The organism is Paenibacillus sp. OAS669 (assembly GCF_014873645.1).
Taxonomy (GTDB): Bacteria; Bacillota; Bacilli; order Paenibacillales; family NBRC-103111; genus Paenibacillus_S; species Paenibacillus_S vulneris.
In genome coordinates, this window is sequence record NZ_JADBDR010000017.1 from 96128 (window position 1) to 122915 (window position 26788).

32 protein-coding genes are annotated in these 26788 nt (G+C 46.5%); all 32 read left to right on the forward strand.

Features of this window, described 5'->3' with window-relative positions; genetic code table 11:
• Nucleotides 1-7: 7 nt before the first annotated feature.
• The 32 genes from fliJ to tsf all read left to right on the forward strand — a co-directional run bounded on the left by fliJ (nucleotide 8) and on the right by tsf (nucleotide 26715).
• Entirely contained in the window at nucleotides 8-448 is a 441-nt protein-coding gene (fliJ, locus tag GGC63_RS28595) for a flagellar export protein FliJ (RefSeq protein ID WP_079910266.1), read from the forward strand.
• Nucleotides 449-472: 24 nt separating this feature from the next.
• Nucleotides 473-1396, forward strand: coding sequence for a MotE family protein (locus tag GGC63_RS28600; protein WP_192705194.1), 924 nt, complete (start codon nucleotides 473-475; stop codon nucleotides 1394-1396).
• A 27-nt stretch (nucleotides 1397-1423) separates the two neighbouring features.
• The gene (locus tag GGC63_RS28605; RefSeq protein WP_192705195.1) at nucleotides 1424-2902 is read left to right on the forward strand and encodes a flagellar hook-length control protein FliK; all 1479 of its coding nucleotides are present in this window, start codon (nucleotides 1424-1426) and stop codon (nucleotides 2900-2902) included.
• Nucleotides 2903-2935: 33 nt separating this feature from the next.
• Nucleotides 2936-3385: a flagellar hook capping FlgD N-terminal domain-containing protein gene (locus GGC63_RS28610; RefSeq protein WP_079910263.1), complete on the forward strand. Its 450-nt coding sequence runs from the start codon at nucleotides 2936-2938 to the stop codon at nucleotides 3383-3385.
• Nucleotides 3382-3759 carry a TIGR02530 family flagellar biosynthesis protein gene (locus GGC63_RS28615; RefSeq protein ID WP_079910262.1) on the forward strand — a complete coding sequence of 126 codons (378 nt, stop codon included), beginning with the start codon at nucleotides 3382-3384 and terminating at the stop codon, nucleotides 3757-3759. The genes GGC63_RS28610 and GGC63_RS28615 overlap by 4 nt, the downstream gene beginning before the upstream one ends.
• An 88-nt stretch (nucleotides 3760-3847) precedes the next feature.
• The gene (gene flgG / locus GGC63_RS28620; RefSeq protein WP_192705196.1) at nucleotides 3848-4669 is read left to right on the forward strand and encodes a flagellar basal body rod protein FlgG; all 822 of its coding nucleotides are present in this window, start codon (nucleotides 3848-3850) and stop codon (nucleotides 4667-4669) included.
• Between the two features lie 66 nt (nucleotides 4670-4735).
• Complete coding sequence (locus GGC63_RS28625; RefSeq protein ID WP_079910260.1) at nucleotides 4736-4957, forward strand: flagellar FlbD family protein; 222 nt, start codon at nucleotides 4736-4738, stop codon at nucleotides 4955-4957.
• A complete protein-coding gene (locus GGC63_RS28630) occupies nucleotides 4958-5431 on the forward strand; it encodes a flagellar basal body-associated FliL family protein (RefSeq protein ID WP_079910259.1) in 474 nt (157 codons plus the stop codon).
• A gap of 37 nt (nucleotides 5432-5468) precedes the next feature.
• Entirely contained in the window at nucleotides 5469-6467 is a 999-nt protein-coding gene (gene fliM / locus GGC63_RS28635; RefSeq protein WP_192705197.1) for a flagellar motor switch protein FliM, read from the forward strand.
• Entirely contained in the window at nucleotides 6457-7734 is a 1278-nt protein-coding gene (gene fliY, locus GGC63_RS28640; RefSeq protein WP_192705198.1) for a flagellar motor switch phosphatase FliY, read from the forward strand. The genes fliM and fliY overlap by 11 nt, the downstream gene beginning before the upstream one ends.
• 29 nt (nucleotides 7735-7763) lie before the next feature.
• A complete protein-coding gene (locus GGC63_RS28645; protein ID WP_028550434.1) occupies nucleotides 7764-8126 on the forward strand; it encodes a response regulator in 363 nt (120 codons plus the stop codon).
• Between the two features lie 43 nt (nucleotides 8127-8169).
• A complete protein-coding gene (locus GGC63_RS28650) occupies nucleotides 8170-8811 on the forward strand; it encodes a flagellar biosynthetic protein FliO (RefSeq protein WP_225948562.1) in 642 nt (213 codons plus the stop codon).
• A 26-nt stretch (nucleotides 8812-8837) separates the two neighbouring features.
• Complete coding sequence (fliP, locus tag GGC63_RS28655; RefSeq protein ID WP_377739254.1) at nucleotides 8838-9569, forward strand: flagellar type III secretion system pore protein FliP; 732 nt, start codon at nucleotides 8838-8840, stop codon at nucleotides 9567-9569.
• A gap of 34 nt (nucleotides 9570-9603) precedes the next feature.
• Nucleotides 9604-9873 carry a flagellar biosynthesis protein FliQ gene (gene fliQ, locus GGC63_RS28660; RefSeq protein ID WP_079910256.1) on the forward strand — a complete coding sequence of 90 codons (270 nt, stop codon included), beginning with the start codon at nucleotides 9604-9606 and terminating at the stop codon, nucleotides 9871-9873.
• 11 nt (nucleotides 9874-9884) lie between these two features.
• A complete protein-coding gene (gene fliR / locus GGC63_RS28665; RefSeq protein WP_079910255.1) occupies nucleotides 9885-10664 on the forward strand; it encodes a flagellar biosynthetic protein FliR in 780 nt (259 codons plus the stop codon).
• Between the two features lie 19 nt (nucleotides 10665-10683).
• Complete coding sequence (flhB, locus tag GGC63_RS28670) at nucleotides 10684-11775, forward strand: flagellar biosynthesis protein FlhB (protein ID WP_144027838.1); 1092 nt, start codon at nucleotides 10684-10686, stop codon at nucleotides 11773-11775.
• Nucleotides 11776-11798: 23 nt separating this feature from the next.
• Nucleotides 11799-13832 (forward strand): flagellar biosynthesis protein FlhA, encoded by a 2034-nt coding sequence (gene flhA, locus GGC63_RS28675; RefSeq protein WP_192705199.1) that lies wholly within the window; start codon nucleotides 11799-11801, stop codon nucleotides 13830-13832.
• Nucleotides 13829-15142: a flagellar biosynthesis protein FlhF gene (gene flhF / locus GGC63_RS28680; protein WP_192705200.1), complete on the forward strand. Its 1314-nt coding sequence runs from the start codon at nucleotides 13829-13831 to the stop codon at nucleotides 15140-15142. The genes flhA and flhF overlap by 4 nt, the downstream gene beginning before the upstream one ends.
• A complete protein-coding gene (locus GGC63_RS28685) occupies nucleotides 15135-16016 on the forward strand; it encodes a MinD/ParA family protein (RefSeq protein WP_192705201.1) in 882 nt (293 codons plus the stop codon). Before flhF ends, GGC63_RS28685 begins: the two co-directional genes overlap by 8 nt.
• Nucleotides 16017-16067: 51 nt before the next feature.
• On the forward strand, nucleotides 16068-17192 hold the full coding sequence (locus GGC63_RS28690) for a protein-glutamate methylesterase/protein-glutamine glutaminase (RefSeq protein ID WP_192705202.1): 1125 nt from the start codon (nucleotides 16068-16070) through the stop codon (nucleotides 17190-17192).
• Between the two features lie 57 nt (nucleotides 17193-17249).
• On the forward strand, nucleotides 17250-19310 hold the full coding sequence (locus GGC63_RS28695; RefSeq protein ID WP_192705203.1) for a chemotaxis protein CheA: 2061 nt from the start codon (nucleotides 17250-17252) through the stop codon (nucleotides 19308-19310).
• 54 nt (nucleotides 19311-19364) lie between these two features.
• Entirely contained in the window at nucleotides 19365-19826 is a 462-nt protein-coding gene (locus GGC63_RS28700) for a chemotaxis protein CheW (protein WP_192705204.1), read from the forward strand.
• A gap of 37 nt (nucleotides 19827-19863) precedes the next feature.
• Nucleotides 19864-20451 carry a chemotaxis protein CheC gene (locus tag GGC63_RS28705; RefSeq protein ID WP_192705258.1) on the forward strand — a complete coding sequence of 196 codons (588 nt, stop codon included), beginning with the start codon at nucleotides 19864-19866 and terminating at the stop codon, nucleotides 20449-20451.
• Nucleotides 20448-20942, forward strand: coding sequence for a chemotaxis protein CheD (locus tag GGC63_RS28710; protein ID WP_079910247.1), 495 nt, complete (start codon nucleotides 20448-20450; stop codon nucleotides 20940-20942). The genes GGC63_RS28705 and GGC63_RS28710 overlap by 4 nt, the downstream gene beginning before the upstream one ends.
• Before the next feature lie 3 nt (nucleotides 20943-20945).
• Nucleotides 20946-21371 carry a hypothetical protein gene (locus tag GGC63_RS28715; RefSeq protein ID WP_192705205.1) on the forward strand — a complete coding sequence of 142 codons (426 nt, stop codon included), beginning with the start codon at nucleotides 20946-20948 and terminating at the stop codon, nucleotides 21369-21371.
• 18 nt (nucleotides 21372-21389) lie between these two features.
• Entirely contained in the window at nucleotides 21390-22175 is a 786-nt protein-coding gene (locus GGC63_RS28720) for a FliA/WhiG family RNA polymerase sigma factor (RefSeq protein WP_079910245.1), read from the forward strand.
• 23 nt (nucleotides 22176-22198) lie between these two features.
• Nucleotides 22199-23605, forward strand: coding sequence for a DUF342 domain-containing protein (locus tag GGC63_RS28725; RefSeq protein ID WP_192705206.1), 1407 nt, complete (start codon nucleotides 22199-22201; stop codon nucleotides 23603-23605).
• A 29-nt stretch (nucleotides 23606-23634) separates the two neighbouring features.
• Nucleotides 23635-23958 carry a hypothetical protein gene (locus GGC63_RS28730; RefSeq protein WP_192705207.1) on the forward strand — a complete coding sequence of 108 codons (324 nt, stop codon included), beginning with the start codon at nucleotides 23635-23637 and terminating at the stop codon, nucleotides 23956-23958.
• A gap of 42 nt (nucleotides 23959-24000) precedes the next feature.
• A complete protein-coding gene (locus GGC63_RS28735; protein WP_192705208.1) occupies nucleotides 24001-24585 on the forward strand; it encodes a DUF6115 domain-containing protein in 585 nt (194 codons plus the stop codon).
• On the forward strand, nucleotides 24572-25072 hold the full coding sequence (locus tag GGC63_RS28740; RefSeq protein ID WP_079910241.1) for a hypothetical protein: 501 nt from the start codon (nucleotides 24572-24574) through the stop codon (nucleotides 25070-25072). Before GGC63_RS28735 ends, GGC63_RS28740 begins: the two co-directional genes overlap by 14 nt.
• 204 nt (nucleotides 25073-25276) lie before the next feature.
• Nucleotides 25277-25975 (forward strand): 30S ribosomal protein S2, encoded by a 699-nt coding sequence (gene rpsB, locus GGC63_RS28745; protein WP_028550454.1) that lies wholly within the window; start codon nucleotides 25277-25279, stop codon nucleotides 25973-25975.
• A gap of 89 nt (nucleotides 25976-26064) precedes the next feature.
• Entirely contained in the window at nucleotides 26065-26715 is a 651-nt protein-coding gene (gene tsf / locus GGC63_RS28750; RefSeq protein WP_079910240.1) for a translation elongation factor Ts, read from the forward strand.
• The last annotated feature ends 73 nt before the right edge of the window (nucleotides 26716-26788 follow it).

The following is a 26788-nucleotide window of genomic DNA, read 5'->3' on the forward strand; positions in this document are numbered from 1 at the left end:
ATAAACTATGCGTTTCCGTTATGCATTTCAGAAGATCGTCGATTTGAAAACGAATGAAAAGACGCAAGCGGAATGGTTATTGTCACAAGCCATCGGCAAAATGCGCGAGGAAGAGTCCAGCTTATCCGAACTGCATGCAGCCAAGGACGGAGTATATGAACAGCTTCATGAAGTATCCGCCCAAAAGGCAACGATTTCCCAAATGATGATGTTTCATCAATATGTTGAGCACATTGATCAACAAATCGAATTGAAAAATCAGGATCTCCAGGAAGCCAAACGAGTGGTCCATGTGAAGCAGGACGTTTTGGCAGGCAGGGTTCTTGAAGAAAAGGTTTGGAGTAAAGCCAAGGAAAAGGCTTATCAGCGATTTGCAATGAACGTGCTGAAGAAAGAGCAGGATCAGTTGGATGAAATGGCAACGAACCGGTTCCGGAGATTGTCATAACCCAATAACATGGAGGTGAGGATAATGTCAGATATGGATGTGGAAAATACCTCTTCGTATGGGGCTATGGAACGGTTTCTCATCTGGTTTTTGATTCCTTTTGTTTTTACGGCTGTGCTGTTGGGAGTACTGCTTACCATCTTCGATTATGATGTGATGAACAACGTGCTGCGCACAGCGAACAAAATTCCTGTCATTAGCAGCATAGTTCCGGAGCCTAAAAGCAAGACTGCAGATAACAAAGCCGCTGCCGGTTCTGCAGGGCAGGATACTGCAGCCAAGCAATCCCAGGACGATATCATTCAAGCCTTGAATGCCAAGCTGAATGAGAAAGATCAGGAGATCAGCAAAACGAACGACCTGTTGGCTCAAAAAGATCAAACAATCAAAGACCTTCAGTTGAAGAATAGTACACTGGAGGAACAAGTAAAAAGCAAAGCACTCACCGATGAGGAATATGCGAATCAAATTCAACAGTTAGCAACTATGTATGCCAAGATGACCCCTTCTAAGGCAGCTCCCATCATGGAGCAGCTGACCAATTCCGAGCTCGTGCTTGTATTAAGCATGATGAAGACGGACGACAGGGTGAAGGTTTTGGAGAAAATGGATCCGAAAAAAGCAGCGGATGCATCCATTCTACTTAAAGATCAGACGACGGTTAAAGACCGCGAAATTGCAGCTCTGCAGGACAGATTGAAACAAACGGCAGTTACGGATCCCAAAGCTGCGCAAAAAATCAGCAAAGACGATCTGGGCAGCACCTTCTCCAACATGACGCCGAAAAGTGCGGCAACGGTATTATTGGAAATGCAAAATTCCAATCCGGATAAAGTGATCTCCATTCTAAGCTCGATGGATAGTGCAGGACGCTCCAAGGTATTGACGGCAATCTCGGAAGCAAATAAAGAAACAGCGGCATTAATCTCCGCTCGACTCGTTCAATAAATAAGGAAGGGAGGTGAAAAAGAAACTATGGAAATTCAAGCTCAAATGCCAGTTACAGTAACAGGTTCCGGCACGGGTACTTCCGGTACGGGAGGGGCCGCAGCAGCAGGCACAGGGTTATCGAATTCAACTTCTGGCCAAGCATCGGGCGGATTCTCTGCTGCTTTGATCGGAATGATTGGCGGAGCGCCTGCTTCAGACGGTGGGTCGGCTCAGGCTCAAGCGCCCGGATTGAATGCATTAATCCAACAGCTTGGAAGCTTGCAGGTTGATGGTACGCAGCAGCAAGTGAGCCCAGATTCCCTTAAACAGCTCGATGCCTTAATTCAGCTGCTGGATTCTAATTCCGAGGATGCAGCTTCGCTGCTGCAAAATCCGGATGTTCAAGCCTGGTTGGCCGAGATTCAGGCGATGCTGCTTCAACAGGCTCAGCCTCAAACAGCAGCTGTTCAGTCGTCGGATAGCGGAAATGACTTGGTTAGCTTGCTTGCGGTTGATCCTTCGCTCAACGACGGCGGTGACGCCGGTAAACAAAATCCAGCGCTGCAAGAACTATTTGTTCCATTGGATATGGAAGCCGTGGCAGAAGAACAGCCGGCAGCGGCTGTTGAGCAACTGCTCAAGCCTATTTCCAAGCAGGAAGCCAAGGATATTCTAAATGATCTTAAGCAACTGCTGGAATCCGGCAAGGATCAGAACGCAAGTCAAGCCAAAGCCACTGCTCAACCTATCCAGCATGTCATTAACGGTTTGAAAAACATTGTAAACCATCATAATGTGGCAGTGCAGACGGTACAGGATATTCATGCTCAGCAATCGGCAGCAGCACCTGCGGTGCAAGCAAATCTAGAGTACTTGGCCGCTAAATCTGTGCCGTTAAAAGTGGAAGTCCCTCAGGCGGCTAACGATGGGCCTTTGTTTGAACCTTTGGTTGATTTTGCGGAAGCCGGTACGGATAGTCCTGCCGTTCCAATGCATGAATTTCTTAAGCAAGTGTCCACCGGCAATCCTGTTGCCAAGGCTCCGGTTCTCCTGATGCAGGCACCGACGTTTACGGAAGAGATGAGTCAATTCGTGATGAAGTCGTTCACCGTTAATGCCATTGCCGAAGGAATTAGCGAAGCCAAGCTGTCGCTGTATCCGCAGCATCTCGGGCATGTGGACGTCAAGCTGACCATGCATAACGGGCAATTAATCGCCCAATTTGTAGCAGAGAATATGCAGGGCAAAGAAATGCTGGAAAGCCAAATGTCCCAGCTCAGAGCAACGCTTCAAAGCCAGGGGATACAGGTTGAAAAACTGGAGGTTACCCAGAGCCAATCCTTGCAATCAGGGCTGTTCCAAGAGCAAAGACAACAGCAGCAGCAATTTGCCAAACAGCAAAAAAATAATGGCAGCACGAACAAAGCGGTTTCTCTAGAAGAAGAATTAGAGGCAGAGAAAGAGTCTATGGCAGCCAAGATCTCATCCATGATGGGACGGACTTCTATCGACGTAACGGCATAAGGAAAGCAATGTGAATGTCCGGGAGGTGAAACCGTGTCGGATTCATCCGTAAGCACTAAAAATGTATGGCCCTACTATGCAAAAACAAACGTTAGCAATGTTGCTAAGGAAAACAAAAAGAATGACCTGGGAAAAGACGAATTTTTAAAAATTTTGATCGCTCAATTGAAAAACCAGGATCCTTCCCAACCATTGCAGGATAAAGAATTTATTGCTCAGATGGCTCAGTTTACATCGGTTGAACAATTGACGAATATGAGCAACGAAATGAAGCTGCTTCGACAGTCGTTAGGTTTTGCATCCGGACTCATCGGCAAATCGATTACATGGAATACGACGAACGAAAAAGGAGAAACGGTTCCGAAGACGGGAGTCGTAGAGTCAATCGTTGTTAAGGATGGCGCCCAGTTCGCTGTTGTTGGAAAAGATAAAATCGCACTGGATCAAGTCACGCAAATCGCTATACCGGAGGAGACCAAATGACCGATCGAATATCTGTCGGACAATTGTATCCAGGTAGCATAAGAACGTCCAGGCTCCAAAGAACGGAACATCAGCCGGCCCAGCCAGCGAATTCGTTTCAATCGGTATTGCAAAACCAGCTCCTTCGATTCAGTCATCATGCGGAGGAGAGGCTTCAGCAGCGCGGTATTGAGTTTAAACCCGAGCAGCTGGCCAAGATCCAATCAGCAATTGATAAAGCGGCAGCCAAAGGCGCCAAGGATTCATTGATGCTGATTAACGACACGGCTTTGATCGTCAACATCAAGAACAGAACTGTGGTCACTGCCGTCGATGGCGCTTCGATGAAGGATAACTTATTTACCCAAATCGATAGTGCAGTCATTATTTCTTAACTAACGGGCTGGACCGACAGGGGGCCCACGGTTGTGGAACGATCGAAGCAACCGGAACAACTAACCAACATTTGGGAGGCAATGGTTCATGTTAAGATCTCTTTACTCAGGCGTTTCCGGTATGAGAGGATTTCAAACCAAGCTGGACGTCATTGGTAACAATATTGCTAACGTTAACACGATCGGATTTAAAGCGGGTCGCGTTATGTTTAAGGACATTCTCAGCCAATCCGTTGCCGGCGTAACGGCTCCTGAAGCCGGAGCCAAGGGCGGCGTTAACGCGAAGCAAATCGGTCTGGGCGTCGCTATCAGTGCTATCGATACTGTACATACGCCGGGAAGCGCGATGACTACCAATGTACCTACGGACCTGCGTATTGACGGAGACGGATTTTTTGCAGTATCTCCAACTGGCTCGACCGATGACATGTTCTTAACCCGCGCTGGTAACTTTACTGTTGATGCGAATCGTCAGTTGGTTACTGCAGACGGTATGTTTGTTTTGAATACTCAAGGCGGAATTATTGCGCTGGAAGATGATGATACTGCGTTCTCCATTTCTCAAAATGGTGAAGTCATTACGACAAAAGCGGACGGTACAACCGGTGCAGCTAACGTAATTGCGGTAGCTAAGGTGCCGAATCCGGCAGGCTTGGAAAAAGTGGGCGGCAACTTATACCGTACGACCGCGAACTCCAACGTTGAAGATATCGACCTGGCCACTTCGGTTCCTAACGATCCTGCAACTGGAACAGGGGCAATTATTGCCGGACAATTGGAAATGTCCAACGTGGACCTGACGTCCGAGTTTACCGAAATGATCGTAGCTCAACGCGGATTCCAATCGAACTCCAGAATCATTACGACATCCGATGAGATTCTGCAAGAGGTTGTTAACCTCAAACGATAATTTTTTAAAGGGGGGAGCGCTGCGGGGTGGTTTCACTCCCCCTAATTTTTCTATCGGAGGCTGTTTATGATTCGACTGACTCGTCTTAATGGCAAACACATTATTGTTAATGCCATCTTGATTGAAAGTATTGAAGAAACGCCGGACACCATGATTACCTTAACCACCGGCAAAAAAATAACCGTGTTGGAGCCTGTTACCGATGTCGTCCAGCTTGCGACGCAGTATATGCAGTCCATAGGATCGATTGTTGGAACCATCAAGAGTTTGGATTCGGAGGGGTTGTAGTTGTTAAAAAGTCGAATTTTCCTGTTAATCGTTGCCATCCTTATAGCTATAACCTTAATTTTAACGGCTGCTTTCATTTTGTGGAATTATATGGATAAAGCGAATCAAACCTCGCAAGACCAAGCGATTAGCTCAGCTAATCAAGTACAGAGCAAAAAGGTGTCGCCAGATGAAACCAAAGAAAACACAGTGATCATGAAAGATATTTTGACAAACCTCGCTGCGAACAACCGATTTGTAAAAGCGAGCTTTGCCTTTGAGATGGAAAATAAGAAGGCCAAGGAAGAGTTTGAGAAGCTGGATTTCAAAATGAAGGCCATTATCGTGCAAACGCTAGCCGACATGACGCCTGAGCAGGTTCAGGGAAGTAAAGGCTTCGATAATCTGACTTCGGTCCTTATGAATAAAATGAATCCACTACTATCCTCCGGTAAAATCAAACAAATTTGGATCACGGAACATGTGCTTCAATAATTGGAGGCAATAGACACTCGTACAGGAGGTGACGCTTATGGTTGATGTACTTTCACAAAATGAAATTGACGCCTTATTGGCTGCGTTATCCTCGGGTGAGATGGATGCGGAAGAACTTAAGAAGGAAGAGACGCAGAAGAAGGTCCGCGCTTATGATTTTAAAAGAGCCGTACGTTTTTCGAAGGATCATATTCGCAGCTTAACAAGAATTCATGAGAACTTTGCCCGATATTTAACAACCTACTTCTCGGCGCAGCTCAGGACCTTCGTTCAGATTAACGTAGTGCAGGTGGAACAGCTGCCGTATGATGAATTCATCCGTTCCATTCCGAAAATGACCATCCTCAATATCTTTGAGGCAGAGCCATTAGAAGGCAGAATGGTCCTCGAGGTCCATCCCAACGTAGCATTTGCTATGCTGGATCGTCTCTTGGGGGGGGCCGGCACGACACCGTCCAAAATTAATGCCCTGACGGAAATAGAAACGATCGTTATGGAACGTATCTTCAGCAGAGCTTTCGAGAGCCTGCAGGAGGCGTGGAAAACGGTGGTCGACCTGTCGCCACGAATGGAAGCCTTGGAAACGAATCCGCAATTTATGCAAATTGTTTCCCCTAATGAGACGATTGCGCTGATCTCGTTAAGTACCAAAATAGGCGATACAACGGGGATGATTAACCTGTGTATTCCTCACGTCGTTATCGAGCCTATCATGCCAAGACTATCGGTTCATCATTGGTTCGTATCCCAGAAGAAAACAAGCGCACCTGAGGAAGTCATGGCCCTGCAATCCAGACTTCATAGAGCAAAGCTTCCTATTATAGCGGAACTAGGCGAGTCGCAAATTTCCGTTGGAGAATTCCTGAACTTAAACGTAGGCGATGTGATTTCTTTGCAAAAGCCGGTGGATGAATTGCTGAAAATTCGTATAGGTGAAAAGCTGAAGTTTTACGGTACGCCGGGAACGACTCGTGGAAAATTGGCCTTGCAAATAACCGATATTGTCGATGAAGGAGCGGAAGAAAATGACGAATAGCAAAGATTATTTGTCTCAAGAGGAAATAGACGCATTGTTAAGACAATCCTCCGGCGGTGACAGTTCAGGCAGTCCGAGCACTACCGAGGTGTATGTGGAAGATTATTTATCGTCGCTGGAACAGGATGCGCTCGGAGAGATAGGGAATATTACTTTCGGCAGCGCAGCGACGGCTTTGTCGACGCTCTTGGGGAAAAAAGTCGATATTACAACGCCGAAAGTGTCGATTGTTGCGAAGGAAGCGTTGATAGATGAATTCCCCAAGCCGCATGTTGCAGTCCATGTCAATTATGTTGATGGCTTCCATGGCATCAATCTGTTGGTTATTAAAACGCGTGATGCTCAAGTCATCGCTGACCTCATGATGGGCGGAGAAGGCACAGTGGGCGAAGCGGATTTGACCGAAATCCATATCAGCGCCGTTCAAGAAGCGATGAATCAGATGATGGGGTCGTCTGCGACATCAATGTCAACAATATTTAACCGTTTCGTGAACATTTCACCTCCGGGCATTGATATACTAAATTTAGCGGAAGAAGGAGGAACTTCGACACTTCCTCCCGAAGATGTATTTATCAAAATCTCCTTCCGTTTGACAATCGGGGACTTAATCGACTCCACGATTATGCAGTTGCTTCCGGTACACTTCGCGAGGGATATGGTATCAATATTGATGGGAGGGGGAGACAGCCAAGAAGAATCAGCAGCAGCATCTGCGGTAGAGCCTGCGCCAATTCCTGCACCACCGGTGCCGGAACCTGCTCCGGCCCCTGCTCCTCAACAGCAGCATGCGGCGCCGCCGGTTCAGGATCCCTATGCGCAGCCTATGTACCAGCAGCCGACTATGCAGCCGCAGCAACCGATGTACCAGCAGCCTATGGCACCGCCGCAGCAGCCTATGTACCAACAACCGCCTGCTGCATATGGCACAGGACCTGCTCGCAATGTGAATGTACAACCAGCGCAATTTTCCAACTTTACACCGATGAATCTATCGCCTGCTGAGGATGCCAACCTGAATCTGCTTCTGGACATTCCGCTCAAGGTAACCGTAGAGCTGGGAAGAACCCACAAGGTCATTAAAGACATTCTCGAGCTCTCGCAAGGATCGATTATCGAGTTGGATAAGCTGGCCGGCGAACCTGTCGATATTTTAGTGAACAACAAGCTTATTGCTAAAGGTGAAGTTGTAGTCATAGATGAAAACTTCGGGGTTCGTGTAACAGACATTGTGAATCAGTGGGACCGCATTCAAAAATTACAATAACAAACATACTTTAGGAGGACTGTTCACCCATGGCAAACCGAATTCTAATCGTAGACGACGCAGCATTTATGAGAATGATGATCCGAGACATTTTGTCCAAGAACGGATACGAGGTAGTAGGAGAAGCAAACGATGGCGCTCAAGCCATTGAGAAATTTAAAGAATTGCGTCCTGACTTGATCACTATGGACATCACCATGCCGGAAATGGACGGAATCGCAGCTTTGAAGGAAATTAAAAAAATCGATGCTAACGCTAAAGTCATCATGTGCTCCGCGATGGGCCAACAAGCTATGGTTATCGACGCTATTCAAGCGGGAGCCAAAGATTTTATCGTAAAACCTTTCCAAGCGGACCGTGTTATCGAAGCTATCAAAAAGACGCTGGGATAATAGTACATAGGGGAGAGTCTTACAGCCGAAAGGAATGTGAAACTTGAACAGACTCTTGACCGGATTCACGTCGTTCATCATTATGGGGATCATTCAACTGGCCGGTTTCTCGAGCTTTTGTTACGGGGAACCAGGCACTCCTTCAGAACCGTTGTCAAAAGACACACCTGATTTTGCATATCCGGGTACGAATACGGCGAGTACGCTGTGGATGGTAGTTAAGGTTGTTTTTTTCCTTATTGTTATTATCGGAATCTTTTTTGTAATTGTGAAGTTTCTTTCTCAAAAAAATAAAACTTTGTTCGGACGGTCCCTGCGTTCGCTCGGAGGAGTACCGTTAGGACAAAACAAATCGATTCAAGTCGTTGAAATCGGACATTCTTTATATATTGTCGGTGTCGGAGACAACGTCCAGCTAATCGAGAAGATCGATGATGAGGAAGAAGTTGCTTACATAACAAGCATGTTGACGAATCATGCCATCAGTACTCCTAATTTTGAATCGCTAAGCGGATGGTGGAATAAGCTTAGGAACAAACAGGAGCCTAGTGAAGGTGAAGATATAACGGCATCCTTCCAGCAAGTGTTCCATGATAAGATGCAGCACCTATCCGATCGGAAGAAGAGGGTCGATGAGCTGCTGATGGATGATAATAACAAAGATCGGTTGAATGATAAACCATGAAATATAAAGCATTGGCATTTACTATCATGACCTTGTTGGCCGTTACCGTTATGTGGTCTTCCCAGGCTTATGCGGCAGATCCGATTCCGGGAATCAATATTGATATTGGGAGCTCCAACAGCAGTTCGGGGGCTTCCAATACCATCAATATCATTTTGCTGCTGACGGTATTGAGTATAGCGCCTGCAATTCTTATTCTAATGACCAGCTTCACAAGAATTATTATCGTGCTCGGCTTCGTTCGAACATCGCTTGGAACGCAGCAAATGCCTCCCAACCAGGTGCTTGTGGGCTTGGCCTTGTTTCTGACCTTTTTCATTATGGCGCCGACGCTCGGCGATGTGAATCAGAATGCATTACAGCCGTACATGAAGGGAGAAATCTCGCAAACCGCCGCATTGGATAAAGCGTCCGTAGCTATGAAAAAATTTATGTTTCAATATACGAGACAAAAGGATTTGAAGCTGTTTCTGGATTATTCCAAGGCAGCGCCGCCTACCGGAGTAGAGGATACTCCATTAACAGCATTGGTTCCCGCCTATGCCATAAGCGAGCTGAAGACGGCGTTTCAGATGGGCTTTATGATCTTTATCCCGTTTTTGGTTATTGACATGGTCGTATCAAGTACTTTGATGGCCATGGGGATGATGATGCTGCCGCCGGTCATGATCTCGCTGCCGTTTAAAATCTTGCTCTTCATCTTGGTTGATGGCTGGTATCTTGTTGTAAGGTCCTTGCTGATTAGCTACAATACATGATCACTACATTCGGCCGTGCAGGAGGAAAAGTAACGTGAGTTCCGAGTTTGTCATTCGATTGGCCGGTGAGGCTGTGTATACGGTCTTGAAAGCCAGTGCCCCCATGCTGTTAATCGGTTTGGTCGTAGGTTTGATCATCAGTATTTTTCAGGCAACCACACAAATTCAAGAGCAGACGCTGGCTTTCGTACCGAAAATCGTTGCGGTGCTGGTATCGTTTTTGATTTTTGGACCTTGGATTCTTACAACGCTGGTTGATTTTACTTATAACCTGTTGAATAACTTATATAAATTTATCGGCTAGGCTGTGAGTAAATGGAATGGGTGACACAGTATTTACCTGGTTTTCTGCTCTATTTTTGTCGTATCGCCTCGTTTTTTGTCGTGGTACCTATCTTTTCGGCCAGGAACGTACCACAGCATTTTAAGATCGGAATTGCTTTTTTTATAGCATTGATGGCTTACACCCTATTTGGGATGAAAGATCCGGCAACCTTTGACTCTCTATACTTGCTTTCTGTGATTAGAGAGATCTTAGTCGGTCTTTTATTAGGATTTATCGCTTATATGTTCTTTCAGATCCTTTTAATAGCCGGAGCCTTCATCGATATTCAGATGGGATTCGGTATTGCTAACGTGATCGATCCTATGACGGGCGCGCAAAGCCCTGTTATGGGGAATCTGAAATATATGATAGCGATTTTGCTGTTCCTGTCCTTTAACGGTCATCATTTGCTGCTAAAAGCGATTATGGAGAGCTATGACTGGATTCCGCTGTCTAACCCACTTTTTGCCAAAATGTACAGCGGCGATATAGCCAAATTCATGGTTCAGACGTTCAGCAGCGTGTTCAGCATCAGCTTTCAAATGGCGGCACCGCTAGTGGTATCCATCTTTCTTACGGATGTGGGACTTGGGTTTCTGGCAAGGGTAGCTCCCCAGTTCAATATTTTTGTTGTGGGGATGCCGATCAAGATCACCGTTGGCTTTATCTTGTTAGCCCTGCTGTTCCCGGCCTATCGTTACGTATATACGGATATGTTTACTTCGATGCTGGATTCCATACAAAAATTCATTGGTTTGCTTTCAGGATAATCGGGAGGACTGGAACGACTTGGAAACTTTTCGTTTGAAGCTGGATTTACAAATGTTTTCCCAAGAAAAAACGGAGCCGGCCACCCCGAAAAAGCGGCAGGAATCCAAGCAAAAAGGGCAAGTTGCCAAAAGCATGGAATTGCCTGCTGCATTTATTTTGTTCTTTGCCTTTCTTTCCTTTTATCTATTTGGCGGTTATATGAAAGAGCAGCTTGTGCATGTGTTCCGCTCCATCTTCTATGACTACTTGACGTGGGACATCACGATGGAGAATGTCTGGGTTCTGTTCAGGCAGCTGTTTATGCAGAGTATGCTGATCATTATTCCCATTTTGTTGGTTTCGGTAGTCATTGCGATTTTTACGAACTACTTGCAAGTCGGCTTTTTGTTAACTGGAGAACCGCTGATGATGAAATTAAACAAAATTAATCCGATTGAAGGTGCCAAACGTTTGTTCGCTCTGCGGGCCCTGGTCGACTTCGTGAAATCGATCCTGAAAATGTCGATCATCGGATATGTTGTCTACTCTACGTTATGGGCGGAAAAAGGCCAGTTGATGGATTTGGCAAGACTGCCATTGGAAAATGTCATCTTGTTTACTTCTTCCGTTACCTTGAAATTGGGCATCAAAATCGGGCTGGTTCTCATCGTGCTGGCTCTGCTCGATTATATGTATCAGAAGTACGAATTTGAAAAAAGCATCCGCATGTCCAAGCAAGACATTAAGGATGAGTACAAGAAAACCGAGGGTGACCCATTAATTAAAGGGAAGATTCGTGAAAAGCAAAGAAGAATGGCGCTGCAGCGTATGATGCAGGATGTTCCCAAAGCAGACGTCATTATTACGAACCCGACTCACTTTGCGGTAGCGCTGCGCTACGATGCCAAAAATATGCAAGCCCCTACAGTCATAGCGAAAGGAACGGATTACATCGCATTAAAAATTAAACAAGTGGCTAAGGAGCATCAAATTATTACGATGGAAAATAAGCCTTTGGCCAGAGCGCTGTATGCTCAGGTAGAAATCGGAGAAAGCATTCCAGCGGATTTATTCCAGGCTGTGGCCGAAGTATTAGCATATGTGTATAAGGTTAAAGGCAAGGCTAATTAATGGAGGAAAGGAGGGCATCTGCAATGAAAGTGAAAGATTTGGTCGTATTGATTGGCATCATCGGTATCATCCTTATGATGGTTGTACCTGTTCCCATATGGTTGTTAGATGTCCTGCTGATCATTAACATCTCGATTGCGCTAATGATTATTCTGGTAGGAATGAATACTCGGGACGCGCTGCAGTTTTCAATTTTTCCTTCTTTACTGCTCATTACCACGCTGTTCCGATTGGCGTTGAACGTCTCGACAACCCGTAATATTCTTGCGAATGCCGAGGCCGGTAATGTGGTCAAAACCTTTGGTTCCTTCGTTGCCCAAGGGAACATCGTTGTAGGCTTCGTCGTATTTATCATCCTTGTGCTTGTCCAGTTTATCGTTATTACCAAAGGTTCTGAGCGCGTTGCCGAGGTAGCTGCACGTTTTACCCTGGATGCAATGCCCGGTAAGCAAATGAGTATCGACGCGGATTTGAACGCCGGCTTGATCAACGAACAGCAAGCCAAGGAACGCCGTGAGAAGATCTCCCGCGAGGCGGATTTTTACGGAGCTATGGACGGTGCCAGTAAATTTGTCAAAGGGGATGCGATCGCGGGGATCATCATTCTGATCATTAACATCCTGGGCGGACTGATCATAGGGATGACTATGAAAGGGATGGATATCAAGGAAGCCGGATCCATCTATTCGATCTTAACGATCGGGGACGGGCTGGTCAGCCAGATCCCGGCCTTGCTTATCTCCACCGCAGCGGGCCTGATCGTTACTCGCGCGTCATCTGAAGGAAACCTGGCCCATGATCTGACAACACAGATCTTGTCGTATCCAAAGCTGTTGTATATCGTTGCCGGAACGATTACTTTGCTCGGTATTTTTACACCGATCCACTTATGGACTACATTGCCGATTGCAGCCCTTCTTGCCTTTGCCGCCACCAAAATGCAGCGCAATTTGGAGATGAAGCAGGCGCAGGAGGATCAATTGGTGGAGGAGCAGCAGATAGAAGAGGTGCGAAGCCCCGAAAGTGTTATCAGCCTGCTTCAGGTTGATCCCATTGAATTTGAGTTCGGCTACGGGCTAATCCCGCTTGCAGACACGCAGCAAGGCGGAGACCTGCTGGACCGCATCATATTGATTCGAAGACAGTGTGCCTTGGAATTGGGACTTGTCGTTCCCGTGATCCGAATTCGCGACAATATTCAATTAAAGCCTAATGAATATGTGATCAAAATTAAAGGTAACACCGTTGCTCGAGGAGAGCTGCTGCTTAATCACTACCTGGCTATGAGCCCGGGGATTGATGATGATTCCATCACCGGTATCGAGACGCTTGAGCCTGCTTTCGGCTTGCCGGCCTTATGGATCGACGAAGTCATGAAGGAACGTGCCGAGCTGTCGGGCTATACGGTGGTTGACCCTCCTTCGGTAGTAGCGACGCATCTGACGGAAGTGATTAAGAAGCATGCGCACGAGCTTCTGGGACGTCAGGAAACCAAAGCGCTTATCGAGAATGTCAGAGAAAGCTATTCGGCTCTCGTGGACGATTTGATTCCGAATGTATTGACCATCGGGGACGTACAAAAGGTACTGGTCAAGCTGCTTCGTGAAAAAATCTCCATTCGCGACCTGGTCACGATTCTGGAAACCTTGGCCGATTACGGTACTTATACGAAAGACCCTGAAATCTTGACAGAATATGTAAGGCAGTCTCTCTCAAGACAAATTACACAGCAATATGCAACAGGAAGTGATTCCTTGAAGGTGATTACTGTAGGGCCTTCCTTGGAGAAAAAAATTGCCGAGTCCGTTCAGCAATCCGATCAAGGAAGTTACTTGGCGCTCGACCCATCCTCCACTCAAATGATCTATCAACGAATGACGGATCAAGTGACAAGACTTATTCAGGCGGGCCAACAGCCTATCGTTTTGACCTCACCAACGATCCGGATGTATTTAAGACAGCTGCTTGAAAGAACAATGCAGGACATTCCAGTATTGTCCTACAGCGAACTCGAGCCTAACGTAGAAATTCAAAGCATGGGGGTCGTTAATCTATGAGAGTGAAACGTTATGTTGTGGATTCGATGCCGGATGCGCTGCAAAAGATACGGACTGACCTCGGCAAGGACGCTGTTATACTGAACACCAAAGAAATTCGCTCCGGCGGATTTCTAGGCATGTTCTCCAAAAAAAAGATTGAAGTCATAGCAGCGACGGATTCTGCGGCGGCAGCCGCCGCACCGTCTATCTCCAAAGGATCGGGACAGCCTGTCGTGCCGCTTTCGAAGCCGGCAGCTCCGATAATTACGGAGAAGATCACTTATACTAGACCGACACCCTTGAAAAAGAATACTGAGCCCGATGTAAACGAGAGCTTGTCCTTTCCGGAGGTTCCGGATGTGCTTGTACCCGAGCAGCGGCATGAAACGAAGCCGGTTCATCAGCCTGCCGTTCAACAACCCGTACAAATGCATACGCCGCACTCCAGAGATGATGTACTGCTTCAGGAAATCAAGCAGATGAAGCAGTATATGCAGCAATTATCCGTTCACGGAACCCAGGGGGTACCGATGGATCCGGTTCTTGAGCAAATGCAGCAGCGCTTGCTGGAGCAGGAGATCGATCCGGAGCTTGTGGAGCAGCTGATGACTAGAGCGGCTGAAGAAGCATCTGCTGACGGGAGCCCTATTACGGAAAGAGAGGTTCGCCGTTCCCTGGAAAGACAGCTGCATGAATTATTCGTACAGGGTACGAACAAACGGCTGGACCCCGAAACGAAGGTCGCTCACTTTGTAGGCCCTACGGGTGTAGGGAAAACAACAACGATAGCCAAACTGGCAGCGGAGCAAGTATTGAAATACCATCGCAAAGTTGGTTTTATTACATCCGACACGTACCGGATAGCTGCAGTAGAGCAATTGAAGACATACGGTACTATTCTTAATGTTCCTTTGGAAGTTGTCTTTTCTCCGCAGGATTTGCCGAGAGCTTTTGAACAAATGAAGGATCGCGATATTATTTTCATGGATACGGCGGGCCGCAATTTCCGCAATGAAATGTATGTTTCGGAGCTTAACGCCCTGCTGCAAACAGAAGGGAAAAGTGAAACGTTTCTTGTACTCAGCTTGACAACCAAGTATAAAGACATGAAGGCTATAGCCGACAACTTTACTAAATTCAAGCTGGACAAGCTATTGTTAACCAAAATGGACGAAACGGAGACTTACGGGTCCATTATTAATCTCGCACATGAGTTTCAGCTGCAGATGTCCTACGTGACTCACGGTCAAAGCGTTCCCGAGGATATAACGGAACTGGATGAGCAGCGGATCATTGATCTGGTGCTGGGGGGCGTCCCGTATGAATGATCAGGCGCAAGGGCTCCGGAATCTTATCCTTAAGCAGCATCAGCAGAAGCATCGAGAAGCTATCGCTACCCGTATACTGACGGTTACAAGCGGGAAAGGCGGGGTCGGCAAATCGAATTTCACGCTGAATTTTGCGCTAACTCTACAGAAAAAAGGATACAAGGTTCTCGTCTTTGACGCTGACATCGGCCTGGCGAACATTGACGTATTGATGGGTGTCACAGCCAAACACAGCCTCTACCACTTATTAACGAGAGAAAAAACGATTTGGGATATCATTGAGCAGGGGCCGTACGGCCTGCAATTTATCGCAGGGGGCTCCGGCTTTCAGGATCTTATCCGCTTGACGGAGCAGCAGCTTGATTATTTCGCAGAACAAGTGATGCAGCTCAATGGTACGGTTGATTTTATTATTTTTGATACGGGAGCGGGCTTGTCCAAGGAAACCTTGAAATTTATTTTGTCGGCAGAAGAAACGATCGTTGTTACAACACCGGAACCTACGTCTATTACGGACGCCTATGCCATTATCAAAATGGTCCATTCGATGGAACCGTCGGTTCCATTCAAATTGGTAGTGAACCGCGTAGCTGATTGGAAGGAAGGAAGGCAGACAGCGGATAAGATCAGCATGGTGGCAAAGCAGTTTCTGAAACTGGATATCCCAGCCATCGGTTATGTGTATGACGATAACAGCGTATCCAAAGCTGTCAAGAAGCAGGTTCCTTTTACGATGCAATATCCTTCCTGTGCTGCATCGCAATCCATCAGCAGATTGGCAGATGATTATATCTCCAGGCAATTGCCGTCATCGCAGCAAGAGGGTGCTGTAAAAAGCTTTATGTCAAAAATGATGAAATATTTGAGACAGTAGCACATCCTCTAACCAACAAATCAGACAATCTGCGGGGAGGAGTAACTTCTTATGAAAACCTATAACGTACTTGTAGTCGACGATTCGATTTTTATGAGAAAAATCATTACGGATCTCATCTCGGAGGATCCTCAGTTCCAGGTTGTGGCGACTGCCAAGAACGGCTTAGAAGCAGTGGAATTGGTGAAGAAGCATAAGCCGGATGCCGTTACTTTGGACATTGAAATGCCGGTGATGAACGGACTCGATGCCTTAAAGAAAATTATGTCGGAGCATCCGACGCCGGTCATTATGTTAAGCAGCTTAACACAAGAAGGGGCAAGGGAAACGATAATTGCTCTTGAAAGAGGAGCCGTCGATTTTGTCGGCAAGCCCTCGGGCTCTATATCGCTTGATCTTCATAAAGTGAAAGCTTCACTGCTTGAAAAGCTGCACATTGCCGTGAAGACCAATGCGGCTAAGTTCGCAGTTAATCCTCTCAGGACAACTATTTTTGACAAGCTCAAGGCAGCGAAGGAGCTTATTGCGAAGCAGGAAACGGCTGCTGCCGTAGAGCCTCCTAAGCCTCAATCGCAGATTCCCTCAACGCCTGCACAAGTAACGCAGCTGGTTGCCATAGGGACTTCAACCGGTGGTCCCCGCGCGCTGCACCAGGTCATCTCTAGTATACCAGCTGACTTTCCGGCGCCGGTCGTTATCGTTCAGCATATGCCTCCGAACTTTACCAAATCGTTGGCTCAAAGGCTGGATTCCATCTCTGAGCTGCATGTGGTGGAAGCGGAGAATGGCATGGCCTTAACCAACGGATGGGCCTATATCGCTCCAGGCGGTTATCATATGATGGTTGCCCGCAATGGTCCGGGAATGTACAAGATTTATTTAAGCAAGGAAGACCCGAGAAACGGGCATCGCCCTTCAGTGGATGTATTGTTCGAATCGCTTCTGCCATTAAAGGAATTGAAGCGTCATGCTGTAATCATGACAGGAATGGGATCGGATGGAGCCAAAGGCATGCTGTCTTTAAAACAGGCGGGAGCCGTAACCACGATTGCTGAGTCGGAAGAAACCTGCATTGTCTATGGCATGCCCCGGGCTGCGGTAGAGCTTCAATGCGTTACACATATATTGCCTCAACAGGAAATAGCCCATCAGTTAACCCAGGCCGTAATTCGCTAGCCTTGGTTCCATGGGTGTACATATAGGGTTGGACTAAATTGACGGAGGTGTGTGGTTATGGAATTAAATCAATACTTATCAATGTTTATTGATGAATCCAGAGAACATCTGCAGGCTATGAACGACAATTTGCTGAGCTTGGAAGCAAGCCCCGAGGATGTAAGCATTGTACATAACATTTTTCGTTCGGCCCATACGCTTAAAGGGATGTCGGCAACGATGGGCTTCGAGGACTTGGCGTCCTTGACCCATGAAATGGAGAACGTTTTGGACTTGGTCCGCAATCATAAGTTAAAGATGGATTCGTTCATTTTTGATTGCACCTTCAAAAGCCTGGATGCTTTGGAAGCCATGGTTGAGGATATTATCCAAGGCGGTACAGGCAAGCTCGATGTACAACAGATTGTGGCGTCCCTTAAATCGATCGTCAGCGGTGATTATCTCAAATCCGGATCAGCCTCCGCTTCGGCCGCAGCCAAGCCGGATTCTTCGTCACAAGAACCGGCGCTTGATGAATTTCAATTATCTATTATCCAGCAATCGATAGAAGCCGGATTATCTGTATGTCATGTTGAGGTATCCGTACGGGAGGACTGCGTTCTTAAAGCGGCGCGTGCCTATATGGTGTTCAACATTTTGGAACAGAACGGGGAAGTCATCAAATGCACTCCGTCCGTTGAAGACATTGAACAGGAACGATTCGATAATTCCTTCTCCGTATTTTTTATTTCCCATATTGATAGGGATAGTCTCGAAAAGCAGGTGGCAAGCGTCTCGGAAATCGAGAAGGCAGCCGTTACCCTATTGGACCAAGCCAAGCTGGATGAACTGATGAAGCCGCCTGCGGTACAGCAAGCGCAATTGGAGGTTGCGGCTGCGTCTGCAACGGTAGAGCCGTCAGCTTCTCAGGCTGCGGCAGCACCTGCAGACACCAAGAAGCGTCCTGCGGCAGCCAATGCTCCGGTGGCGAACAGAACCATTCGCGTGGATATCGAACGGCTGGATACGTTAATGAATTTATTCAGCGAGCTTCTGATCGACCGCGTCCGTTTGGAGCAGCTGGCGAGCGAAGTCAAGAGAAGTGATTTGACCGAGACCGTAGAGCATATGAGCCGGGTAAGCAGCGATTTGCAAAATATTGTTTTGAAGCTTCGCATGGTTCCCATTGATACGGTGTTCAACCGTTTCCCCCGCATGATTCGCGATGTGGCCAAAACCTTGGACAAAAAAGTGGACCTCATCATTACAGGGGCAGAAACCGAGCTGGATCGTACCGTGATAGATGAAATCGGCGATCCGTTGGTTCACTTGCTGAGAAACTCCGTAGACCACGGCGTTGAGCCCGTCAGTGACCGGATTAGTGCCGGCAAGCCGGAAACAGGGACCATTAACCTGCGTGCATTCCACAGCGGCAATCATGTCTTTATTGAAATCGAGGATGACGGCCGTGGGATAAACCGCGAGAAAGTGTTGAGCATTGCGGTTAAAAACGGCGTCATTCCGCAAGAACAAGCGGCGAAAATGACGGACGAAGAAGTCTACATGCTTTTGTTTGCATCGGGCTTCAGCACAGCGGATAAAATCTCTGATATTTCCGGACGCGGAGTAGGATTGGACGTTGTTAAGACCAAGATTGAAAGCTTGGGAGGAACCGTTCAGGTTGAATCCAAATGGGGTAAAGGCTCCAAGTTCTCTGTACAGCTGCCGCTTACTTTATCCATCATCTCTGCCATGCTGATCCGCCTGAGCGAAGAGAAGTATGCCATACCGTTGTCTTCGATTGTTGAAACGGCTGCTATCAAGCAGGATCAAATCCGCATTGTACACGGCAATAAAATGATTAATTACCGCAACAGCGTAATTCCATTAGTTTCCCTGGGCAAGCTGTTCGATGTTCCTAATACGGCGGACGTAAAGGAAGGCGAAACGCAAATTGTCGTGATCCGCAAAGGGGAGAAGCTTGCTGCACTTATTGTCGACGAATTCATCGGGCAGCAGGAAATAGTTTTGAAATCACTAGGAAAATATTTGACGAATTTGTTCGCCATTTCCGGAGCTACGATTCTTGGAGACGGTCAAGTGGCACTTATTATAGATACTAATGCATTAATCAAGTAATCATCCGTCACAGCGATTCTTAGTACGTTATACATTTTGAGGGAGGCAAGGAACATGGGAGAAGAGATCAAAGTCATTGTATTTGCCCTGGAGAATGAGGAATACGGTGTTGAGGTAGAAAAGGTACGCACCATCGAACGAATGCAGCCCATGACACGGGTACCCAAAACTCCGGAATTTGTAAGAGGGGTTATTAATCTGCGTGGTGTCGTTACTCCGGTAATCGATCTTCGCGGAAGATTCAGGTTTAAGGAAACCGAGTTTACGGACAGTTCACGTATTATCATTGTAGGCGTGAATGATATTGAAGTGGGACTTATTGTTGATTCGGCTAACGATGTCATTGATGTGGACACAGATAGCATTGAAGATCCGCCGGAAATTGTAGGAGGCATTAAAGCCAAATATTTGCGCGGCATTGCGAAGGTAAGCGACGACAGACTGCTGATTCTTCTGAACCTGCAAGAAGTGCTGAATAAAAGTGAAATTGTCCAATTAGAAAACCTAGAGGAGTAATCGCGTGGAATTATTCAACCGACTAGCAGATTTTCAAATGGATGTGCTTAAGGAAGTCGGCAACATAGGCGCAGGTCATGCGGCAACGGCCTTATCCAAGCTTTTGGATAAGCCCGTTGACATGCTGGTACCCAAGGTGCGTGTTGTTGCGTTTGAAGAAATCGCAGACAGTGTAGGCGGTGCGGAAGAAGTCGTCATCGCGATTTTCCTTCGGGTTGAGGGAGAAACGCCCGGGAATCTATTTTTTATCTTAACATTGGAGTCAGCCAAAAAATTGTTGCGCAGTTTGGTAGGAATTATGGCGACTCATGACGAAAATTATACAGAGATGGAACTTTCTGCTTTGAGTGAGATTGGCAATATTTTGGCTGGATCTTATTTGTCCTCCCTTGCAGATTTCACGCAATTGGCCATGTCGCCAACCGTACCTTCCATAGCCATTGATATGGCGGGAGCGATTCTCAGCTTTGGTCTCCTACAATTCGGTCAAATGGGCGATCACGCATTGTTAATTGATACGAAGTTTTTGGACGGGAATGAGGAAGTCAAGGGCCACTTCTTCTTAATTCCTGATCCGGAATCATTCGACAAAATTTTTAAAGCCCTGGGAGTAGATTCTCTATGATCCAGGATAAGTTCATCAAGGTAGGCATGGCGGACCTGAATGTTGCTCACTTGACCGGAGTGTTGAAGACGACGGGTTTAGGGTCCTGCGTAGGGCTTACGTTATATGACGCTAAAGCGAAGGTTGCCGGGATGGCGCACGTGATGCTGCCGACTTCGGAAATTGCCAGAGAAGGAACGCTTAACATTGCAAAGTATGCGGATACGGCAGTTCCTGAAATGATTCAGCGTATGGAGAGCTTGGGCGCATCCATAAGCAGAATGGAAGCCAAGATGGCTGGAGGCTCCCAAATGTTCGCTTTCGGCGGTAATTCGGACACCATGAGAATCGGACCGAGAAACGTAGAGTCTTGCAAGGAAATGTTAAAGCGTTATTTGATCCCTTTGAAGGCTGAAGACACGGGCGGCAATTACGGAAGAACAATTGAATTTGATTGTGAGACGGGCACCCTGGTCATTCGCAGCGTTCAAAATGGAGTAAAGGAGCTTTAGCTAATGATTGGAACAGTTCGATGGAACCTGATTATCGGCCTTATTTCATTAGTAATTACGTTCATAAGCTCAATTTCAACGAATATTTGGACAACGAGCTTGTTAAGAAGCGTATACAGCTTTGCTATCGTATTTATTGTGATTTTTTTATTCAGGTGGATTCTCGGCACAATAGCCGGTCTTAATCAGTTGAATACCGATTTGAAAGATGGCGTATCGGATGAAGAGGGAAAGGGAGCGGCTCTGGATTTGCAAACTCCGGAGGACGATGCTTCCATCCATCAAATGTTAAAGGATTCGCTTGATCCGAAAGCATCCTCGATGGATTCAGGATTCGCTCCGTTAAATCCACCGAAGCTGTCCAGCAAGACTAATAGCATGGAACCAGGAGAGATGGCGCAAGCGGTACGTCGTATGGCGGAAGAATAAGGGTGGTGACAACCGGTTATGATTCAACAAAAATCGCATTTACCGAATATCGATGTGTGGAAGCAGTGGAAGGAATTCGGTGTAATTGAAGCTAAACAGTCACTGATTGAGAACTATTTGCCACTGGTCGAATATGTATCGAACCGTCTGTCTATCGGTCTGCCCAAAAATGTATCGAAAGATGATTTGGCAAGCTATGGCGTCATGGGTCTTATCGATGCTATAGAGAAGTTTGATTATGAACGCGGTCTTCAGTTTGAAACCTATGCTTCCTGGCGGATTCGGGGCGCTATTATTGACGGGCTGCGCCAGGGAGACTGGGTACCGCGTTCGATCAGGGAAAAGTCCAAAAAAATCGAAGAAGCATATCAATTGCTGGAGCAGCAGTATTTGCGTTCCGTGACGGATGCGGAAATCAGTTCCTATTTACAAGTCAGCGAGAACGAGTTTCAGCAGATGGTTCAGGAAATTGCAATTACTACCGTTTGCTCCATTGATGATCCTATCCGAGAAGAAGATTCCGAGACGCGGCTATCTCTGTTAATTGACGAGAAGGCCAAAAACCCTGAATACAAGGTGAATGAGTTTTATTTGAAAGAAACGCTGGCAAAGGCTATAGAGCGTCTAACGGATAAGGAACGAACCGTAGTCTCCTTATTTTATTATGAGGAGCTATCGCTAAGTGAAATAGCGGAAGTCATGAGCTTATCGCCATCTAGAATCTCACAACTTCATTCCAAAGCGATTTTACGTCTTCGTGGCTCATTGAGCCGCTTTAAGACGCAGCTGTTTCAAGAAACTTGATCGGAAGAAAGTGGGGGAGAATAATGAGTGAATCTTCGATTCCGCTAAGTTATTATGCCGAGATCACATTGTCGGACGACAAGGCCCAAGCCTTTCTTCAGTTTAAGCAGCCGGAGGAAGGCTTGGAGGTAACGTTAACTCAGTTGGAAGAGTTGCTCCATTCCTATCATATTGTACATGGCATTGATTTAGATATGCTTAGCTCGATTGCCCGCAATCCTAAAGCTTACTTTCAAGCCAAAACACTGGTTGCGAGCGGCACTTCACCCATTCCGGGCAAAGATGGTTACATTAAGCTTGCTTATGAGGTAGCAAGTGATGCAAAGAAGCCAGCCGAGCTAGAGAGCGGCAAAGTCGATTATAGAGAAATAACGACCATTAGCAATGTTCGCAAAGGCCAATTGCTTGCCCAAAAAATGCCGGCAACCGCAGGAACTCCAGGCAAAGCGGTTACCGGTGAAGTTCTTCCTCCGAAGGATGGTAAGGAAGCCCGCTTGAAAATCGGCAAAAACGTAGTTGCCGATCCCGAGCAAAAAGCGCTTTACGCGGCTATTGATGGGATGATTGTGACAACGGAGCGCGACAAAATTAATGTATTCCCGATCTTTGAGGTCAATGGAGACGTTGATTATAACGTTGGAAATATCGATTTTGTCGGTTCCGTCGTGATCCGGGGCAATGTTTTGAGCGGGTTTAAAATCAAGGCTGCGGGAGATCTCCGGATTACCGGAAGCGTAGAGGGAGCAGATCTCGAGGCAGAAGGCTCTATCGAAATCAACGGCGGAATTCTTGGCCATAATAAAGCTATGATTCGAGCGGGAAAAAGAGTGAAAAGCTCCTTTATTCAGGATGCGACGGTTATAGCCGAAGAAATCTTTGTAACCCAAAGTATTATGCATTCCAATATTCGCGCGTCCAAAAATGTCATTTGTAAAGGCACCAAAGGCTTAATAGTCGGTGGAGTCATTCAATCGGGTGAGAACGTTGTAGCCAGAACGATAGGTAATTCCATGTCAACGGCAACGGTCATTGAGGTCGGCGTACTGCCTGAATTGCGAAATGAGCTGGTTCAGCTTCGTTCGCAGCTGAAGTCGGTTAACGAGAACTTCGACAAAACCGAGAAAGCGCTAGCATTACTGGATCAATTAGCGGCAGCAGGGCAGCTTGGACCAGATAAAGTTTCGATGAGAATCAAGCTTAACCATACCAAGAAGCAAATTGCTGAAGAGCAAGCCGGGTACAAGGAACGTATATTTGAAATTGAGCGTTCGCTGGAAGATTCGGATAAAGCCAAAGTTGAAGTTGTTTCTACTATATATAGTGGAGTCAAAATTGTAATTGGCAGGTATACGAAATTTATAAAAGATCACGTTTCCCACGTTAAGTTTCAATTGGCGAATGGGGACATTGCCATGATTCCCATTACATAGAGCATAAACCAGCTTAGGGAGGGATTGCGATGAGCTTGAGGCCTGTGGAGCTGCAGTTTGTTTTGCACAAGAACGATGAAGCCGGATTGAAGCAAAACCAGTTGAATCAAAAGCCGATTCAGGACCAGGCTTTGCTCGCTGATGATACCTTGAAGCATACGGAGAAAGAACGGCAACTGGCGGGAAAAAGCGAGCATGCGCATAAAGCAGCCCTTTTCGATAAAGAGAAGGAAAAATCCGAGAGCCGCTCTAAAAAATCTCCAAGGAAAAAAGGGGATGCGGATTCCAACCCTGCTTCCATGGAGATGAGTGAGCATCCCTTCAAAGGAAGGCACATCGATTTATCCCTGTAATCATCGCAGAAGGTACGTGACTAGCAGAAAAAGGTGATAAGATTGTATCAACCTTGGGTATATATTGTACTCGTTGGCTTGGTGTTTATCGTGTATGCCACACTTGTACCGAAGACAAACACGTCCAATGGGAAGTCATCGCCCAGCATCAACGAAATTGAACAAACCATGGAGCATTTTGCCGGTGAGCTGGAGGAGCAGAATGAGGCATTGATTCGTCAACTGGCAGAGCTCAAGAAGGATCATGAAATCCATCAAGCCAAGCTGTCGTCCAGATTGGAAAGCCTGGAACATCAATTCGCTCATTCCAATCAGGAATTGCTGAAGCTTGGTGCGGCATACGCGGATCTTCAGAAGCAACTTGATCAACCTGCGGGACGCATCGATTTTGCTGAAGCGGCGGCTGCTCAGCTAGAGATTGACCAGCTGCAGGGCACCGATCATTCCGAACCCCAGAGTGAACCGGAAGGAATGAACATCCGAAGCCGCTATGCGGAATTATTCGAGCTCCATGAGCAAGGGAAATCGACGGACCACATAGCGAAAAAATTAAACATGAACAAAGGTGAGGTCAACCTGATCCTTCAATTAGCCAAGCAGGAGGAACAGTTGAATGCTCAAAAATAGATCGCTTTTATTCGGGTTGGGTTTAGGCCTTATAGCCGGGGCCTTATTGCTGCAGGTTATGAATATTGCGGTATCCCCTCAGCAGGCTAATGGATTGGAGCTCCAGGAGCTTGATAAGCAAAAGCTGAAGGAAGCAGCCTCCAAATATTTTCAAGTGAATGAGTTGGATCAGAAATTGTATAATCAAGCGCAGGCGGATGCTTTGGTACAGCAGAAGCTTAAGGAAGAGAAGGAGAAGCAAGCGGCAAACGCGCCTGCCCAAGCTGCGAAGGAGCCTGCCAAGGAAACTTATATCTTCATATCCAAGGGGCTTACCGCGGGGAACGTAGCCGACTTGCTGCAGCAGAGCGGGGTTATCAGCGATCGTAAAGCGTTCGAGGATGCGATGTACAAGCAGCAGCTGAATGATAAGATCGTTGCGGGCGTGCACGTCTTTAAGGGTCCGCAGGATCTGACACAGGTTCTTACGAATTTAACGTCACAATAAGAGTCTGACCTTGAATGAGGTTAGGCTTTTGTTCTAATAATAGAAGATGTTGCATACGATATTCAGTTGTGGTATATTTATTGACGGTGTTAAAACGCACGCAGGTTAATTCGCATAATGGTGCTGCCGATTCCGGTAGTTTTATGTCGAAGATGCGACTTGCGGAGGAGACCCAAAAAACCAATTTAGAGGAGGTGTGTGAAGATGGCAGTAATCTCCATGAAACAGCTTTTGGAAGCTGGGGTACACTTCGGTCATCAAACCCGTCGTTGGAATCCTAAAATGGATCGTTACATCTTCACTGAAAGAAACGGTATTTACATTATCGACCTGCAAAAAACGGTCAAGAAAGTGGAAGAAGCTTACAACTTCGTAAAATCTGTTGCTGATGAGAACGGCACGATTTTGTTCGTAGGTACTAAGAAGCAAGCTCAAGATTCCGTTGCGGAAGAAGCAGAGCGTTGTGGAATGTACTACATCAACCAACGCTGGTTGGGTGGTACGCTGACTAACTTCCAAACCATTCAAAAGCGTATCGATCGCTTGAAACAGCTTGAGAAATGGGAAGAAGACGGTACTTTCGAAGTGCTTCCTAAGAAAGAAGTTATTATTCTTCGCAAGGAAAAAGACCGTTTGGAGAAATTCCTTGGCGGAATTAAGAATATGAAGGGTCTTCCAAGCGCATTGTTCGTAATCGATCCTCGTAAAGAGCGTATCGCGGTCGCGGAAGCTCGCAAATTGGGTATCCCAATCGTTGGTATCGTTGATACTAACTGCGATCCGGACGAAATCGATTATGTTATCCCTGGTAACGACGATGCGATCCGTGCCGTGAAATTGCTGACAGCTAAAATTGCTGATGCAGTTATCGAAGCACATCAAGGTGAACAAACAACAGCTTAATGCTGAATAGGAAAGGGTGGTTCAAAGGTGCAAAATCCTTTCACCGCCCTTTTTTTAGGGTCATAGACAAAATATAAGGAGGCCAAACCATGGCAGTTAATGCAGCATCGGTTAAAGAATTGCGCGAAAGAACAGGAGCAGGTATGCTCGATTGTAAAAAAGCGTTGGAAGAGGCTAACGGCGATTTGTCCAAAGCAGCTGATATCCTTCGTGAGAAAGGATTGTCTGCAGCAGCTAACAAAGCAGGCCGTATTGCTACTGAAGGCACTGTAGAATCCTATATCCACGCTGGTGGCCGTATTGGCGTATTGGTAGAAGTTAACTGCGAAACGGACTTCGTTGGTAAAACAGATCAATTCCGTGAATTTGTTAAAGACGTTGCTATGCATATCGCGGCTTCGAGCCCATTGTATGTTCGTCGTGAAGAAGTTCCTCAGGATGCATTGGATAAAGAACGCGAAATCTTGACTGCACAAGCTTTGAACGAAGGCAAACCAGCTAACATCGTTCAAAAAATGGTAGAAGGCCGTCTTGGCAAATACTACGAAGAGTACTGCTTGATGGAGCAACCATTCGTTAAAGATCCGGACAAAACTATCGGACAACTGGTCAACGAAAAAGTAGCAACGATCGGTGAGAACATCACAATCCGTCGTTTCGTTCGTTTTGAATTGGGCGAAGGCTTGGAGAAAAAACAAGAGAACTTTGCTGAAGAAGTTATGGCTCAAGTGAAAAAATAATAAGAGAAGTTCGTAAGAACCTATCTTAACTTATTTGGATATACTTACGGTAAATGATAAGTTGCTGCTGAAA